The following is a 16,718-nucleotide window of genomic DNA, read 5'->3' on the forward strand; positions in this document are numbered from 1 at the left end:
GTATTTTTACGGATATTCGAACCAGCAAAAATGGGATATCTTCCATATACAGCCTTTCCAAAACGAAAAGAAAGGAATCCCGGCCATGTCTTTCAACCGCCGCGAATTCATTCATGCCGGCGCCGCCGCGCTAGCTGCTTTCACCGCCTCCGGCTGCGTTTGCCAACAGCGAAAAAGCGCCTCGCCCTCGGCGCAATCTCCCTTCGATATGCCGGATTTGGAACCGGATAGTTATGCAATCGGCAAAAAATCTATCATTGTCGACCTATCGAAAGCAGCTTCTCTGCATCCCATCGGCGGCGCAGCCGCCATCGTCAGGCCGGAAATGCCGCTCCAGATCATCATCGTTCGCTTCAACCGCAAAGAGTATTTCGCCCTGTCCCGCCTCTGCACGCATGGCAATCAGGTTCTCAGTTTCAATCCCAAACGGGGCGTTTTGCAATGCAACGGCTATAACCATTCCATCTTCGGCCTTGACGGCGCCGTCGTCAAAGGCCCCGCTCCAACGCCCCTAAAAGTCTATCCCGTTATGCTGACAGACGGCAAACTCGAAATCGTACTCTAAACCTAGAGGCGCATCATGTTTAGGAATTTTACTTTTCTACTATTGCTCCCTTTTTTCTTTGCATCCGCATCTCTAGCGCCCGCATCGAATTCCAAACCGAAGACATGGCGCAATCCCAAAGACGGAATGATTTTCGTCTGGATTCCGGCGGGAAGTTTTACGGCGGAAGTTCCCCGCGCCGTTACGGAAACCGTAACCTATTCGAAGGAGCGCGTTGAGATCGAGCAAGGTTTCTGGATGGCGAAAACCGAGACCGCCGTCAAACAATTTCGCAGCTTCGTTCGCGAAACCGGCTATGTCTCCGATGCGGAAAAGGCTGGCAATAAGTTCAACTGGAAAACGCCCGGTTTCAAACAACGGGAAAACTACCCTGTTGTTTATATAAGTTTCGCGGATGCGCAGCATTACGCCGAATGGGCGGGCGTAGATTTGCCGACGGAAACGGAATGGCTCTACGCTTGCCGCGCTGGATCGGAAACGGTTTATTATTGGGGAGACGAATTCGACGACCGTAATGTCTGGCATCGCGGCAATTCGCTGAAAGGAAGCCATACCGTCGCCGCCAAACAGCCCAACGCATGGGGGCTTTACGATATGGTGGGAAACGCTTGGGAATACGCCATAATCTGCGACGGCGCTCATATCGAACTCGGCGGATCGTGGACGCGCTGCTTTCGATACAAAACCCGGCAAGGCTTCGTCGCCGACAATCTCTTCGCAGGAACCATCGCCCCCCGCCTCTCCCCCTGCAAACCGCCCCTCTCCTATCCTTGGGACGACGACAGAGGCTTCCGCTGCGTCAAAAGAGCGCCGTAAACGATTTGATGCGAATTGGCGAAATAAACGTCGCGATTCGTTCAATATGCGTTTCAGTTTGATGTATGCTCAAATAGGATTGGAAGGGTGAGGCTCCTGCCGAACCGTTCTGGACAGTAAGCGGCTCACCAGGAGGTTCGCCCTCCCATTTTTTGTCATGCCCAATGCATCAAATCGAAAGGCATTTGGTATAAGAACGAATGTATCGCGCTGTTCTATTATTTCAAGTAATTCAAAACCGCCAGCGCGCTCTCTTTCCCTTTGTTTCCCACTTCCAACGGCGGGCCGACGCAGGAGGGGCAGCCGTGGCGGCAGCCGCATTGGCGGATCAGTTCGTCCGCCGCCGCGAAGACTTGTTGGTCGATGTCGTAGATGCGGCGGGCAATGCCGATGCCGCCGGGATAGGAGTCGTAGAGGTAGATCGTCGGCAGCCCCGAAAACGGCGCACGCACCATGGGAACCGCCCGCAAATCTCTGGGATCGCAGAGGACGAACACCGGCGCCACGTTGTTCAGCGCCGTCGCCAGTCCGCGCATTCCTCCGCCGAGGTCAACCTGTTCCTCCGTTAGCTTGCGCGCAAGCTCTTCCGAAAGTTCCAGCCAATAGGCTTCTGTCTGCTTGTCCAATTGCGGAAGATGGATTTGTCCGAAGCCGACGTTTTCGTGGGTTTCGAAGCGTATTTTCTTGTATTTGGGAGCGATGGAACTAATAGCCGTTTCGCCGAAGTAGCGAAAGGCGCAGGCGGTGGAATTGGCTTTTTCGTTATCGATGCGGCTGGTGAGATCGAAGGAAAGCACTTTGATGTCGCTCTCTTCCACGGCGTCGGTATAATAATCCACGTCCACCTCGCGGGCGTAGGCGGTGCGTCCGTCCCAATCCAGTTTGTCGATGACGAAGGTCTGGCTTTGATGCAGATAGATGGCTTGTTCGTGGATCAGCATCGGCGCGCTGTGCAAATCTACTTCGCCCAAAACGCGGTTGCCGTCCGACGTGTTGATGATGACGAAGTTTTCCGAAGAAGCCGAGCGCAACGATATCTCTTCCGCCGGATAGGCGGCGCTGCTCCAAAACCATTTGTCGCCGCTGCGCCGCAACACCCGCTCCTCTTCCAGATAGCGCATCACGCCTTCAATCTCCTCCTGCCCGAAGCGTTCGTCGTCCTGAAAGGGCAACTCGAAGACGCCGCATTTGAGGTGGCTGACCATGATGGCCAGATTGTCGGGATTGATGAGTCCGTTCTCCGAATTGGTTCCGAAGAAATAGCGCGGATGCTGCACGATGAATTGATCCAGCGGCGCCGAGCTGGCAACCAGCACCACTACCGAGGCTTCCTGCGAGCGTCCAGCGCGTCCGCCCTGCTGCCATGTAGAAGCGATGGTTCCGGGATAGCCAGCCAGCACGGCGGCTTTCAGGCGTCCGATGTCGATGCCCAACTCCAGCGCGTTAGTGCTAACCACGCCCAGATAGCGTCCGCTGCGCGTTCCTTCTTCGATGTCGCGGCGTTCGTTGGGCAGGTAGCCGCCGCGATAGCCTCGGATGCGGTTGGGGTCTTTTTTGTTGCGCTCCATCGCCCGCTTGAGATAAGTAGTCAGAATTTCCACCCGCAGGCGGCTGCGCCCAAAAACGATGGTTTGGATGCCGTCCAGCACGAACGAGGCGGCGATGCGGCTGGCCTCGTTGATGACGGATTTGCGGATGCCCAACTCCGCATTGATAACCGGCGGATTGTAAAAGATAAAATGCTTCTCTCCGCGCGGGGCGCCGTTTTCGTCGATGAGCGTGAATTTGCGGGCGAACAGTTTTTCCGCCAGTTCCTTGGGATTGGCGATGGTGGCCGAGCAGCAGACAAAGCGCGGATTGGAGCCGTAGAAGCGGCAGATGCGATGCAGCCGCCGCATAAGGTTGGCCAAGTGGCTGCCGAAAACGCCGCGGTAGTGATGCACTTCGTCCACTACCACGAATTCCAAATTTTCAAACAGCCGGATCCAAAGCGTATGATGCGGCAGGATGCCCGTATGCAGCATGTCGGGATTGGTAACGACGATATGGCCGGAATTGCGGATAGCCCGCCGCGCGCTGGAAGGCGTGTCGCCGTCGAACGTGTGAATTTTGATGTCGCGGTTGAGGCTGGCCCCCAAATCGCGCAGTTCCAAAACCTGATCTTGGGATAAGGCTTTTGTAGGAAAAAGATAAAGCGCCCGCGCTTCCGGATTGATCGTAACGAGATGATGCAGCACCGGCAGGTTGTAGCACATGGTCTTGCCGGACGCGGTTGGCGTCACGACGATGACGTTCTCCCCCTTAAGACTGCGCCATACCGCCTTCGCCTGGTGGGTATAGAGATACTCGATGCCCCGTTTCTCCAACGCCGCCCGAATATCGGGCGAAAAGCCTTCCGGCCATTCGGCGTACTGCGGCGGTTGCGCAGGCAGCGTATGCCAAAACGTGATGTTATCCCGAAAACGGGGATCGGAACGCAGCTTCTCTAATACGATTTCAACGTCGGACATCTCAACCCCAAGGCATTAGCGAAATAAAATCCTTCCCCTATTATTATAGATAGAATTTTATGCTCATTGGAATGTCGATAGAGCTTTAGGCATGATTAAGTCATGTTACCCGCGATGGGTAATTAAAGGAATTTCCTATTATCGTCGTTTGAATCACGAAGACGCGAAAAGAAAATGGAAAACACGAAAAAAAGATATGAAATACAATTATTGCAAGAAATCAAACTGTACGAAAGATTTTTCCGTGAAATCCAAAAGAATTCGCTTTATCCGTGATTCAATAACTTGCCATTCGCCCGTCAAGCGTCCATTTCCCAATCCGCCAAGTTGGCCTAAAGTATGAATCAATCATAGTAAAGCGCCTCATTTTCAGATGGCGCGGCAAATAAGGAAGGAATTATGAGCGAAGAGAAAATCACCAAAGTTGGATTCGTCGGCCTGGGCACGATGGGCGATCCTATGACGCGCAATTTGTTGAAAGCGGGCTTCCAGATGTTCGTCTACAACCGCACGGCGGCCAAAATGAAGCCGCTCGTAGACGCGGGCGCCGTCGCCTGCACCTCCCCGGCGGATGTGGGCGAGAAGAGCGAATTGGTCTTTACCTGCGTTTCCGACGTTCCCGATGTGAAGGAAGTCGTCATGGGCGCAAACGGCGTTTCCACTCGCATGGCGCCGGGGGGAATTATCGTCGATTGCAGCACCAGCTCGCCGCAGCTGGCGCAAGAGATGAGCGACGCCTTAAAGCCGCGCGGCATCGACATCCTGGACGCTCCCGTCAGCGGCGGCCCCGAAGGCGCGGCGCTAGGAACGCTTACCATCATGATCGGCGGCGACGAAGACGTTTTTCAACGCGCCCGGCCTGCGCTCGAAGCCGTAGGCAAGACATTGACCTACATTGGACCGGCGGGCGCGGGGCAACTGACGAAGGCCGTGAACCAGATCGTCATCGCCAGCTCGCTCGCTGGCATCGCCGAAGCCATCGTCCTCGCCCGCAAAAGCGGCATCGACGCCGAAAAAGTGATCGCCGCCATCTCCAAAGGCGCCGCCCGATCCTTCATGATGGAAGTGCGGGCGCCGTTAATGCTAAAAGAATCCTTCGAAAAGGCTTTCTTTGCCCTGGGCTATCACGCCAAAGACCTGCGCATCGCGATGGACATCGCCAAAAACTGCGCCGCGAAGATTCCCGTCTGTTCCTTAGCTAATGACATGTACCAAAAACTCGATCAAGAAGGATGCGGAAAGCTAGACCACTCCGCGGTGTATCTCTTCGCCAAGGAAGAGAATGGATTGTGAATGGAATGATGAGAAAAGTAGAAAAATAGGTTAGGGCGCGTCAAAAACCGCACTCTCGCCAATCTCACCTATTGCAAGCCCGAAGAGATCGCAGCCGCGTGGAAACGTTGGCGAGCCGTCAAAACGCCTACCTGGAAGCCCATCCCAAGGCGAGCCTGGAGACGGCGCAGCGCCGCGTGCAGACCCAGATCGGCCGTCTGCGGATCGACGCCTGGCTGACGGCGTCCGCCGAGAGAAGAAAAATCGTCTTGCGCGCCGACGAAAACGAGTTGCAGGAAGCCGCCGCCCTAGATGGCTGCTACATGCTCAAGACGTACCTTCCCGCCAAGGCGGCGTCCAAAGAACTCGTGAACGAGCGCTACAAGGATTTGGCCGAAGTGGAATCGGCTAATAAATCGCCCATTCCCGCACGGCGGCGTCGAGGGAAGGCAATCCTCCATCGTCAGGCGGGGCCGCCCATATCCAGACTTTCTTTAACACTACTTCCTGACGGGCCTCGTTCATCAAATTCATATTCCAACAGAGAAAATTGTCCTGCATGGTTCTAATCGAATCCGCAGGAACGCTCGGCGTCTCATAAATAAAAGAAACGTCAAGGCGCATTTCTCCCTCATTGGGCCAATCTTCGAACAGAAAGGATTTCGTGACGAGGTTTTGCGAGAGATAGTTTTCTTGTCCCTCGGAATCGTAAAAATGGTTCACGGTGAATACATCGATATCCAAAATGGCGCCGCTTTGCGGAGCGTCGGGCAGATTGGAGCGCGACATATCGAAGGATAGATGATAGGGCTTGCCGTCGCTAAAGCAGAAATTGACGCCTTCCGTGTTTTTATAACGGGCTGTGTCTTCATAGTAGGCGATCAAATTCCAGCCGAATTCCATATCCCTGGATCGGGCTTTCCACTCATTCTCATTGAATGGTTCGCCCCAGAAATGGCCGATAGCGGGATCGTTGCCATAGAGCCATTGACGAAAGCCTTCCGCGACCAGTTCGCCGAGTATTTCGTAATCGCCGGAAAAAGACGATTTCCCAGAAACAGGCTGTATAGCGCTTTCTTGCGTGAGAGCGTGCAGCGCTTTCGCCGATCGATTGGAGATGGACGCCGCTGGAACGGGCTGTCCGACGAGTTCTTGGGCGATTGTGATCCATTCGTTATCCTTGACTCGCTTAATGTCATAGACGGCGGAGATCAGTTCTCCTTCCTGATCGAAACGTTTGCCGCCGCTGACGCCGGTATAGGAAATGAAGGGTATCTGATCAAACAGTAAAGCGCGTTGAGGATAGGCGAGTTTATGAATGACTTCGGCGCAGATACGAACTGCGTCATAAGCGTAAGCGCTAGTCCACGACGGTTTTTGGTTATATTTGTTTTCGAATAGAAAATCGATTCCCTTCTTCTCCGGATCCAAATAACCCGAGACGCCCGGCGTAATTCCAATCAGGTTGTTTTGACAATAATTGGAAGGAAGACCGTTAATCGCCGAAGGAAAGATGCAACCATCGGTAAGCAGCCAACGATGGTAGAGCAAGGACGGATTCTGAGAGACAACCTTGAGAAACGCATTGCAATCTTCCGCATAACCGGCAATCACGCCGATGGAGGCCGCTTTCGCGCCGCCGATGAATTCTTCAACCGCTTGCTGCGCTTTAACGGGATTCACCGCCAACTCGCCAGGCGAATAGAGAAATTTCTTTTGGATGGAAATCGACGAATGGCTTTCCAACGCCGCCAGAATTCCGGAGCCATATTCGGTATTATCGGCTAACACGAATATATTTTTTTCTTGAAGCCGCTGAATCTGACGAACGAGGACATCCGCCTGATAGGAATCCAAAGGCGAAGCTTTGATCGCATATTTTTTAAACTGGCGCTGTCCGGAATACGTCGCGGTCGTAAAAACCGGCAACTCGTTCTGCTCTGCGGAGGCTTCCGTCAAGATGGCGTTTGTCAGCATAGAAATATCGCAAAACACTGACCAGATATTCGGATTGGCAACGGCTTCGCGGTATCCTCGAGCGGCTTTTTCCGGCGAACTCTCGTTATCGAAATAGTCCATTGCGAATTGGATTGTGTTCGGAGTTTGGTTTCGATTCGCATCTTCCACAGCCAGATCGTACGCCTGCTTTAATATCCCGCCATAGTAAGCCAATGGACCGCTGAGAGGGATGTTGGCGTTTAAATAAATGGTTTTAGGAAACGCATCCAAATATAAGGCGTTGGCTTTTCCCCAAATATCCTTGGAATCATTTAAGGCGTCAAAATGGATGCCCACGCCATCTCCATTACTGCATAGATTGTTGGAAAAATAGATATATCCGATTTTCGCATTGGCATTTTCCATGATGAAGATAGCGCCGCCCTTGCCTTGCCCATCATCCGCATTCGAGCGGCGGGGAGTGGGATAATACTGCAAAAAATTCGCCGCTCCACCCCGTCCGCCTATAGCAAAATTATTTTTGAAATGACAATGGTCAAGAAAAAGCGTTCCCTGTTCCCGGACAAAAATCGCGCCGCCTAAACCGGCGCCGCCGCCGCCGCCAACGCCATACCCGGAGCCGCCAAACAGTCCACCCACATTGGATTTTCCAAAAGACATACTATACCCGGAAAAAGGAGTGTTATTGATATTCAGCAGAACCGCGGAGCCTCCACCGCCAAATCCCCCCATGCCGGAGCCTTCGATAAAACTACCGCCGCCGCCAGCGCCGAATCCTCCGTTTCCACCTCCCCACCCCGGATTTCGCGAACCAGCGCCGCCAGCGCCTTCTCCCCCCGATTCCGAATTACTGGTTTGGACGCCATCCAAAGGCCAACCGATTCCGCCTTCGCCGCGAGTACGGTGAATTGCCATTGGAGTGTATGCATTTCCCCATGCAGAGCCATTTCCATTGCGGCCATGACCGCCAATTCCGCCGCCGCCCCCGCCGGCAAGCCAGATCAACGTGCTCGGAGTATCGGGCCGATCCCCGCCAAGATTCATTGCATACCAGGGATCATAGTTTGTATCTCCGCCTTTCCCCCCCCTTGCGCCGCAGTACTCGAATACCATATTCTCGGCGGATAAAGAGCACTCTCGGTTGACGAAAATCGCGCCCCCCATGCCGGCGGCGCCGCCCGCGCCCGCGCTGCCGCCGCCGCCGTCTCCTCCCTGAGTATATCCGTTGACGATGCGGATTCCGCTGATCGTCAATTTTCCCTTTTTAATAAAGAAAACCCGCATTTTATTCCCGTCTATCGTCAATACATCGCTTCCCGGCCCTTTGATTATGGCCTCTCTATCAATGATAAATGTATTGAGTGAGGGATTGATCGTGCAGGTTCCCGGCAAGATATTTCCGGCAAAATTGATTTCTCCGCCGAGAGAAATCAATTGTATGGCTTCGCGCAGGGATACGCCTTCACCGGCGAACGGCCCGTTGTTTTCATCAAGAAGCGTCGTTACCGTTACCGAGGGCCACGGCGTGGGAGTGGCTGTCGGTGTTGGAGTCGATGTTGGCGTAAACGTCGGCGTGAACGTTGGAGTATGAGTTGGAGTTGGGGTTGGATCATTGGCGGTTACGGCTCCATAGACATCGGCAGTATCGTTTTGTACGCCGAGAATAAAGCCTATTCCATTTGCATCCGAAGCATGGTTGCTCTCAAATCGCGTATTGTAGATATTACACAAAACATTCGGGCGAGCGAAAATGGCGCCGCCTTTGCCTTGTCCGTTTTTCCCGCGCAAACCAGCTGCTCCTCCACTCGCTTGATTGTTGCGAAACAAACAATTCTCCAGAATCAATCCTCCGTTGGCCTCGACGTAGATCGCTCCGCCCAAACCCGCGCCGCCGCCGCCCCCGCCGTGGCTGCCGAAAAGTTCGCCCCATCCGCCGTCTCCGCCGAACTCGCCGCCTTTACCGCCATCCGCACGTGAAAATAAACCGCCGCCGCCCCCGCCGCCGCCAGCCCCCCAGCCGCCGTTGCCGCCCGCAGCGGCGTTATTCCCCGCTTTTTCGCCGACGCCGCCGCCCCCGCCGCAGGCGCTCCCGCCTGGATTGCCGTTATGCTGCGTGGTGGAAACATCGCCGCCCTTGCCTCCCTGATCGCGATATTGTCCCCCCACATACCCTCTTCCGCCCTTGCCGCCGTTGACCTCGTTATATGCGCCGCTGCCGCCGCCGTTTCCACCGCAAGCGACATTGTTCTCGAAAGTCACATTCCGGCAAGTCAGGATGGCAAAATTGATGTAGATCGCGCCTCCAAGGCCCGCGCCGCCGCCGCCGCCCGTGCATTTTTTTTCTCCCGCTTCACCTTGCGCCACCCCATTTGTTACAATCAGATTTTGCAGCAATACATAACAACCTTGCCCAGATGTTTCAACACGAAAAATCTCATGATTGTTGCCGTAAATAGCCAGAGAAGCGTTTTCCGGTCCAGTAATTGTCAGATTTTTATTAATGAGGATGGTCTCACTTAGTATGATTTCCAGCTTTTTGAACAACGATGTATCGAAAGTTATCTCATCGCCGGGAGCGGCGTTAGCGATGGCGTTGCGCAAGGCGGCTTCCGTCTCCTCCGTCACGACCAGCGTCGCCGCGTAGAGATTTGCGCCGCCGATAACGAAGATAGCAAGAATGGCAAAAATAGAAAAAATGCGCTTCATGATTTTTCTCCTATGATTTTTGGGATTTACGCAGTCAATCGATGCGACGCGACCGTCTTGCGATTTACAAGTTCTTACCTCAGGGAATGACGCGCACGAGCCGAAAGCCCTGATCGGGATAGCGCTCTTCCGGAGCAATGTAGAAGCGGTTGGCGGATCGGCATCCCTCCAAGACGCTGAACCAACACCCGCCGCGAATGATGCGGAACGATCCGGATTCCGGTCCCGTTGGATCAATCTGCGAATCCAGCGGATAATTGGCAAACCAATCCGAACACCATTCCCAGACGTTTCCGGCCATGTCGTACAATCCCCAGGCGTTGGGCAGTTTGGTTCCTGCATCGTGCGTCATGGATCTGCTGTTATCGTTCCACCACAGGTAGTTATTATCGCTGGGATCGCTGGAGTCGTCGCCAAAGTAATAGGCCGACGCGGTTCCCGCCCGGCAGGCGTATTCCCACTCCGCTTCCGTAGGCAGGCGATAAATTCCCTGTCTCAGATCGTTGAGTTTCTTTATAAATTCCTGACAGTCCATCCAGGAAACCTGTTCGACCGGCAGATTGCCGCTGCCGGCGAAATACGATGGATTTGTCCCCATGATGGCGTTCCATTGCGCTTGCGTAACTTCGTATTTACCCATATAAAACGGCTTTGTGATCGTGACGGGATGTTGATTTTCGTCCTCCGGGTCGCGATTCGGTTCGTCCGCCGGACTGCCCATCGTAAAAGATCCTGCCGGGATCATGACGAATTCCATAGGCATTGCGCCGTCAGGCAGGCCGGGAATTTCAAGAGTAGTGGAGGAAAACGGAACGGGGGTAGGAGTAATTTCTTCTTCGCCTGATTTCACGCTGATTATCGAAGGATCGGATTCGTCGCCGTCGAGAAAATCGCCGTGATAATAGTGGTTACGGTCGAGAGAGTAAATTTCCAGATTATCGATATACGCAATCAATGTTTCTGTTTTGCTGGGGTTGAAAATCTGCACAAGGGGTTGAAATCCGGTGGAGGGCGGCGTACAGAATGTCGTTAAACGCTTGTAGCGTCCCAAAAAGTAATGTCCGTTGTTTGGCGTGTTGTACGAAATAAATAGATTGGGTTCATCGCCTATCGCGGCAATCACGATCGCGGCGTTGCCGCTGTCGGTGCGCGCCGAACAACGGATCATTGCCGCATTGGGGCTGACAATTCGCGGACTAAAAATCATAACGCCTTCGCCTGGCTTGGCGTTAATAATAATTCCTTTCCCGTCCGTGGCTCCCGCGAATGCATGATCAGTAGGGATTGCGCCATAGGAAACCTCAGCCTGCGGATAGGCGCCAAAACCCGCGCCTTGAAGAAAAATCCCATTTTCCTCGGCGGTTGAACCAGAAAAAGCGAGCCGAATGGATTCCTGCAGATATTGCGGCGCGGGAATTGACGTCTCTCTCGGCCTCGGAGTTGGCGTGGGGGTCGGAGAAGGCGCGGGATCGATGCTATTCGCGCCGCCGGATGCGGCGTAGACGACTGCTATCGTTCCGTATATGGCGTTACAGAAAAGAAAAAAAGTTATAAAAAGAAATGCCTGAAATTTTGTCTTCATAATCCTAAACTCCTTCTTCGTGTTTTAAATGGTTCTGTTTAATGCCAGATAATCATCAATTTTCTCTTCCCAAGGCGGTTTGATCTTTTGAATTCCGTGTTGCGGGCATGAAACCAACTGCGATTGGGATATGATGTAAGTGTGGTACTCAAAAAAAGGAAAATATTGACAAACTTGCTTTCGGTTATTATAGGGGGAAACGTTTTCCGTCCCGCAGAGAGGGCAACATAAACGAGCTGCGGGATCGAACGTTACGTGAACGCACACTTTTTTTTGTTCTTCGAATAATTCGATTTTTTCGATCGACCATTGAGAAGTAAGGTCTAATAGCCTCGTGAAAATTTCTTCCATATTCATCCTATCCATGCAGATTCCCATAGGCGCCAATCCTTATAAAGATTGAAATGCAGTACTAACCGATTCAAATCGACATCTTCAATTGGAAGAAAGAAAGCGATTCCGGTAATTTGCTTTACTATATAAGCGGACGGAGAGGCGAACTATCACGGAATCCCTTGTTTTTTGCGAATGGAATTCCGGGGGGAATGCGTCACGGAATCCCGTGACATGAAGGAGGCGAGAGCAGAATTATAATGCGTTGGAAGGATTTTGCTGCAGCCATGCGGTAGCGGCTTCGATAACCGCTTTCATATCATTCAACTCCAATTTTTCGCGAATTCGTCTGCAATGGGTTTCCACAGTGTTAACGCTGACATTCAGTTTTTCGGCAATATGACGAGGACGCAGCCCTTGGCCGATCAGGCGAAACACGTCCTGTTCCCGATCCGTCAGCGCCTCCGCGATATTGCCGCCGTCGCATAAGGGAAAAGCCAGCCGGTTCATGATCCGGTTTTTCACGGCGTCGCTGATAAAGATTTCCTTTCGAAGAACGGCGTGAATGGCGTCAACAACGGTCTCAAACGACCGGTCTTTCATGATGTAGCCCTTCGCGCCCAATCGAATGGCGCGTTCGGCATAAATCAATTCATCATGCATGGAAAGTACGATCGCCGGAATTTCAGGCGATTGATATTGAAGGTCTTTTATTAAATCCAGGCCGGAACTGTTGTTCAGAGATAGATCGACGATCGCAACATCCGGACGCATTTCCCGAATCAAGCGGAGGCCGTCGGAAGCGGATCGGGCGGAGCCGCACACCTGGAAGTTCGGTTGATTGTGTAAAAAATAGGTCAATCCTTCGACGACGACCAAATGATCGTCGACAATGCAAATTCGAATCGGCGATAAATTTCTAAACGCGCCATTCACAGAGATATTCTCCGAATCCGGCTTTCATACATTCGTTTTTAGCAGGCAACGAACATCCGTTCCTTTCCCTGGCTGGGCGTCAATCGTCAAGGAGGCGCTAATCATGCGTGCGCGGTTGATCATGATTCCCAAACCCATTCCCCGCTGAGACGAATCGTCTTGGAAATCGAATCCCGCGCCATTATCGCGAACCGAGAGAAATATTTTTTGAGGGTCGGCGTTGATGGTGAGATCGATTCGATTCGCCTGGCTGTGTTTGACGGCGTTACTCAAAGCTTCCTGAGCGATTCGATACAAATGAGTGCAGATTTCAAAATTATCGATGGCGACGATTCCTTCGGAATGGAAATCGCAACGAACGTTAAACAGACTTTGAACGGTTGTCGTCAATTCCTTCAAAGCGGGCGCAAGCCCGCGGTTTTCCAATTCATGCAAATACAGGCCTCGCGCCAATTGTTTGCTTTGCGCGGTTACATTATAAAGATGGTCTTTGATCTTGGCAATCATCTCTTCATGAGATGGCGGCAAGGTTTCTTTCTGGTTCAAAAGCCCAGAACACATGAAAGTCAAACCCGTCAACGTCTGGCAGATGCTATCGTGAATTTCCTGTCCGATCTTCCGTTGTTCCCGACCGCTGACTTTCAGGATTTCATTCTCCAGTCGTTCGGTAATATCGTTGGCAAACGCCAGAATCTCGGCGCGGCGGCCGTTTTCATCGTAGCGATTGACAAAACTCCAAAGGATAGTGCGGATTCTCCCCGATGGGAGCGTCAACGGAATCTCGCGCTCGTAAAATTCGTTGTTCGCGATTCGGCGATGGATGGATTCGATTTTCTCTCGTTCGCTTCCATTCGAAGCGATATTCCACCAATTTTTTCCCAGCAGTTCGTTAGAAGAAATGCAAAAGGTTTTTTCCCCCGCCGGATTAATGAAAGTCAAAGTTCCATCTTCTAAAAATCCAAGAATGACAACGGGACTCGTATGAATGATATGGAGCAGATAGTCGCGATCGGCGCGGATTTTCGCGGTTCGGCCGCGAACTTCTTTTTCTAATCGGCGATTGTCTGCTCGTACATGCCGGCTTTGCAAAAAGACGCCGCCGCCAATGCAAAAAACGATCGCCAACGCCGCCGCCAGACGAAACCACCACGTCATCCAGAAAGGCGGATCGATAACGATTTGAATGGACTCGCCAGTCTCATTCCACACGCCGTCGTTGTTCCTGCCTTTCACTCGGAAAACATAATGGCCTGGAGATATTTTACTATATCGAGCGAAACGCCGATCTCCGCTTTCCACCCAATCCTTATCCAATCCTTGCAACCGATAAGCGTATTGGTTTTGCAGGGGCCGCGTAAAATTCAACGCCGCAAACTCAAACGACAAAACGTTTTTCCAGTAGGGAAGACGAATCGAAAGTGCGTCGCCGAAATGGCTTAAAGGGACGTCGTTATCCAACGCCTGAATTCGTTGTATGTGGGTGGGAGGGGCGTATGAATTCGTGCGAATGCGTCCTCCATCCAACACCGCCAGCCCTGAAGAACAACCGAAATAAATCGAACCGTCCCGCGTTTTGATCCCCGCGTTGATCCGGAATCCCAAATCTTCCATTCCGTAGGAAATGTCATATTGAGTAATTTCTTTCGTCTCCAAATTCAACCGTACGATTCCGGAATATCCCGTACCTATCCACAAATACCCATCGTCCGATTCCACAAGAGATCGAAAATCATTGCCGCGCAATACGGCCTGCGGCGAGTAATAGGAAAACGTCTCCCGTTCTCGATCGAACTCCACGATCCCGGAATTGGCGCCTAACCAAAAACGCCCCTGGCGATCTTCCAATAGATCGTGGACTCGGTTTCCGGATAGCTGGCGCAATCGATCGGTTGGCGTTGTCGTACAAGGATATCGTTTGAACGATTGCGTTTCGGGAAGGAAGCGATTGAGTCCTCCCCTTGACGCTCCCCCCGCGCCGCCTGCACTGCCAAAATCCGAATTGGCCGCCCAGATCGTTCCATTGCGATCTTCCAAAATGGAGCGAACATCGTTGCTGCACAATGAATTTTCTCGCGTGGGATCGTATTGGAAATAGGAAAAACGTTTCGTGTGCGGATCGTATAAGTTCAACCCGCCGTTTTCCGTGCCGATCCACACTTTTCCGTCCCGCGCAACTAAAATAGCGCGGACGATATCGTTGTTGAGACCCGTTCCATCCACGGGATCGCGGGCGTCTTTGTTCCAAGGGAATCTCATAAAGCGTTCGGTTTGGGGATCGAATAGGCAAACGCCCCGCAAATGAGTTCCAACCCAGATTTTACCGGATGGATCGGGACAGAGAGCGGTGACGGTGTTGTAACTGAGACTGGTGGGATCGTTAGGATCGTTAAGGTATTGTTTGAAGGTCTGCGTTTTGGGATCGTAGCGATTCAATCCTTGATCTTCCAGTCCAATCCAGATCGTTCCCTTTGCATCTTCGCAGATGGAAAACACGGAGTTGGCGCTCATGCTGTTCGAATCGTTAGGATTATGTTTGATCATACGAAAAGGGAATCGGCTGGGATCGTATCGGTTCAATTTATTGTCCGTCGCCACCCAAACCGCGCCGGAACGTTCTCCTCCCGCTTTCAGAACGCCTCCGCTGCTCAGACTGTTTAGCCGTTCGCTCCGATAGGTTTCACGCGCCCATGCTCCCGTCTGCGGATTCAAACGCAGAAGACCCGAACCAGTAGCTATCCATAGAATGCCGGATTTGTCTTCGTAAAGACTTCGATGGACTTCGTGGGGATCGTCGAGTTTGCATTTATAATGAATGACTTGCAATGCGCCGGGATCGAGACAGGCGCTTCCCGATTTGTAACGGCCGATCCACAATTTTCCCGAACGGGATTTCAGAATGCAGGTAATCAAACTGCGTTCAATGGTATTCGTTTCGTTAATCTCCACTCGAGTAAATTGAGCCGATCGCGGATCGAATCGAAACAAGTTTTCATTCGATCCTACCCAAACCGTTCCATCGCTATCCGCATAGAGCGCACTAATAACCTTGCATAACGGTTCATCGGGCGATTGGGGAACATGAATGCATCGCGTACAGGCATTCGTTTCTAAATCAATCCGATTCAAACCCTCGGTGGTTCCCACCCAAAGCGTGCGATTCGGCCCTCCGATCAGGCAAGTGATATGATTGCCGCTCAACGATCGTTCCGTATTGGGATCGTGGAAATACTGCTCGCATTTCTCTCGCCATTTGTCCAGGCAGTTGAGACCATTGCCGGTTCCTATCCAAAGACGATCCCGCTCATCCTCATAAATCGACAACGCATCCGGACTGGAAAGCGAATTGGACTTTTGAGGATCGTATCCGAAATATTCGAACGAATACCCGTTGTACCGGCACAATCCCTGGCTCGAACCAAACCACATATACCCGGCGCGATCCTGAAAAATTACAGTTTCAGGATTGAAGGGCAAACCTTCGGCGTACGAATACTGATTGAAGGTCAGAACATCGTCATGGAATGGAACTTCCTGAGAATTCAAATCATGAACCCAGAAGAAAAACAGACCAATGCGAAGCCCCCATGTGAAGCCAAACTGTATGAACCGCCAAGGCAATTTTCGTCCGTTCATTTTTGTCTGTTGTACGCGTTGATGTTAAACTTCATCTTAACTGTTAAGCCTCTTGCAAAATTCATTCAGACGCTGTCGAAAAGGACGAAAAACATCGTGGAGATCGCCGCAGTCGTTTCCTCTCGGAGAAAATTGTTAATCCATTGAGTTTCTCACCTAATTCCGAACAGAGTTTTCCTTCACACTCGCGAAGAACTTCATGAATCGGCTCATCCCTACATCGCCCAAAGCAACAATTAGTCGACGGTGAGCGCTGCGATCCCAAACATCAAATTCGCCTTCGCCAACTTCCGAACCCGAACGCGATCTCCTCCAAATTCTTCCTTGAGACGGCCGAATACCCGTTCGATCATTGTAGCGCTTCTTCGCCGCCGGATACATCTCTTTTTGATTTGTTCGCAACTAC

Annotated in this window: 9 protein-coding genes; 3 read left to right on the forward strand and 6 right to left on the reverse strand. The window is 52.2% G+C overall.

Annotated elements, in window-relative coordinates:
- Positions 1 to 85: 85 nt before the first annotated feature.
- Positions 86 to 565, forward strand: a complete 480-nt coding sequence (locus tag AB1656_09630; GenBank protein MEW6235634.1) for a Rieske (2Fe-2S) protein — start codon at positions 86 to 88, stop codon at positions 563 to 565.
- Positions 566 to 580: 15 nt separating this feature from the next.
- Complete coding sequence (locus AB1656_09635) at positions 581 to 1,381, forward strand: formylglycine-generating enzyme family protein (GenBank protein ID MEW6235635.1); 801 nt, start codon at positions 581 to 583, stop codon at positions 1,379 to 1,381.
- 218 nt (positions 1,382 to 1,599) lie between these two features.
- On the opposite strand, the gene AB1656_09640 is transcribed toward AB1656_09635, so the two are convergent.
- The gene (locus AB1656_09640) at positions 1,600 to 3,891 is read right to left on the reverse strand and encodes a DEAD/DEAH box helicase (protein ID MEW6235636.1); all 2,292 of its coding nucleotides are present in this window, start codon (positions 3,889 to 3,891) and stop codon (positions 1,600 to 1,602) included.
- Positions 3,892 to 4,290: 399 nt separating this feature from the next.
- Between AB1656_09640 and AB1656_09645 the strand changes: the two genes are divergently transcribed.
- Positions 4,291 to 5,184 (forward strand): NAD(P)-dependent oxidoreductase, encoded by an 894-nt coding sequence (locus tag AB1656_09645; protein MEW6235637.1) that lies wholly within the window; start codon positions 4,291 to 4,293, stop codon positions 5,182 to 5,184.
- A 387-nt stretch (positions 5,185 to 5,571) separates the two neighbouring features.
- Here AB1656_09645 and AB1656_09650 read toward each other — a convergent pair whose 3' ends face one another.
- From AB1656_09650 to AB1656_09670, 5 genes are all read right to left on the reverse strand, one after another.
- Entirely contained in the window at positions 5,572 to 9,828 is a 4,257-nt protein-coding gene (locus tag AB1656_09650) for an ABC transporter substrate-binding protein (GenBank protein ID MEW6235638.1), read from the reverse strand.
- A gap of 79 nt (positions 9,829 to 9,907) precedes the next feature.
- Entirely contained in the window at positions 9,908 to 11,410 is a 1,503-nt protein-coding gene (locus AB1656_09655; GenBank protein MEW6235639.1) for a formylglycine-generating enzyme family protein, read from the reverse strand.
- 588 nt (positions 11,411 to 11,998) lie between these two features.
- Positions 11,999 to 12,679 (reverse strand): response regulator transcription factor, encoded by a 681-nt coding sequence (locus AB1656_09660; protein MEW6235640.1) that lies wholly within the window; start codon positions 12,677 to 12,679, stop codon positions 11,999 to 12,001.
- A 24-nt stretch (positions 12,680 to 12,703) separates the two neighbouring features.
- Positions 12,704 to 16,312 (reverse strand): two-component regulator propeller domain-containing protein, encoded by a 3,609-nt coding sequence (locus AB1656_09665; protein ID MEW6235641.1) that lies wholly within the window; start codon positions 16,310 to 16,312, stop codon positions 12,704 to 12,706.
- A 236-nt stretch (positions 16,313 to 16,548) separates the two neighbouring features.
- A complete protein-coding gene (locus AB1656_09670; protein ID MEW6235642.1) occupies positions 16,549 to 16,665 on the reverse strand; it encodes a transposase in 117 nt (38 codons plus the stop codon).
- Positions 16,666 to 16,718: the final 53 nt, after the last annotated feature.

It is taken from the genome of Candidatus Omnitrophota bacterium, from assembly GCA_040755155.1.
Lineage (GTDB): Bacteria > Hinthialibacterota > Hinthialibacteria > Hinthialibacterales > Hinthialibacteraceae > JBFMBP01.

What these genes read in the sequence shown, in the direction of transcription:
- AB1656_09630 (MEW6235634.1), top strand. Translation starts at nt 86, where the DNA reads ATGTCTTTCAACCGCCGCGAATTCATTCATGCCGGCGCCGCCGCGCTA.
- AB1656_09635 (MEW6235635.1), top strand. Translation starts at nt 581, where the DNA reads ATGTTTAGGAATTTTACTTTTCTACTATTGCTCCCTTTTTTCTTTGCA.
- AB1656_09640 (MEW6235636.1), bottom strand. Translation starts at nt 3,891, where the DNA reads ATGTCCGACGTTGAAATCGTATTAGAGAAGCTGCGTTCCGATCCCCGT.
- AB1656_09645 (MEW6235637.1), top strand. Translation starts at nt 4,291, where the DNA reads ATGAGCGAAGAGAAAATCACCAAAGTTGGATTCGTCGGCCTGGGCACG.
- AB1656_09650 (MEW6235638.1), bottom strand. Translation starts at nt 9,828, where the DNA reads ATGAAGCGCATTTTTTCTATTTTTGCCATTCTTGCTATCTTCGTTATC.
- AB1656_09655 (MEW6235639.1), bottom strand. Translation starts at nt 11,410, where the DNA reads ATGAAGACAAAATTTCAGGCATTTCTTTTTATAACTTTTTTTCTTTTC.
- AB1656_09665 (MEW6235641.1), bottom strand. Translation starts at nt 16,312, where the DNA reads ATGAACGGACGAAAATTGCCTTGGCGGTTCATACAGTTTGGCTTCACA.
- AB1656_09670 (MEW6235642.1), bottom strand. Translation starts at nt 16,665, where the DNA reads ATGATCGAACGGGTATTCGGCCGTCTCAAGGAAGAATTTGGAGGAGAT.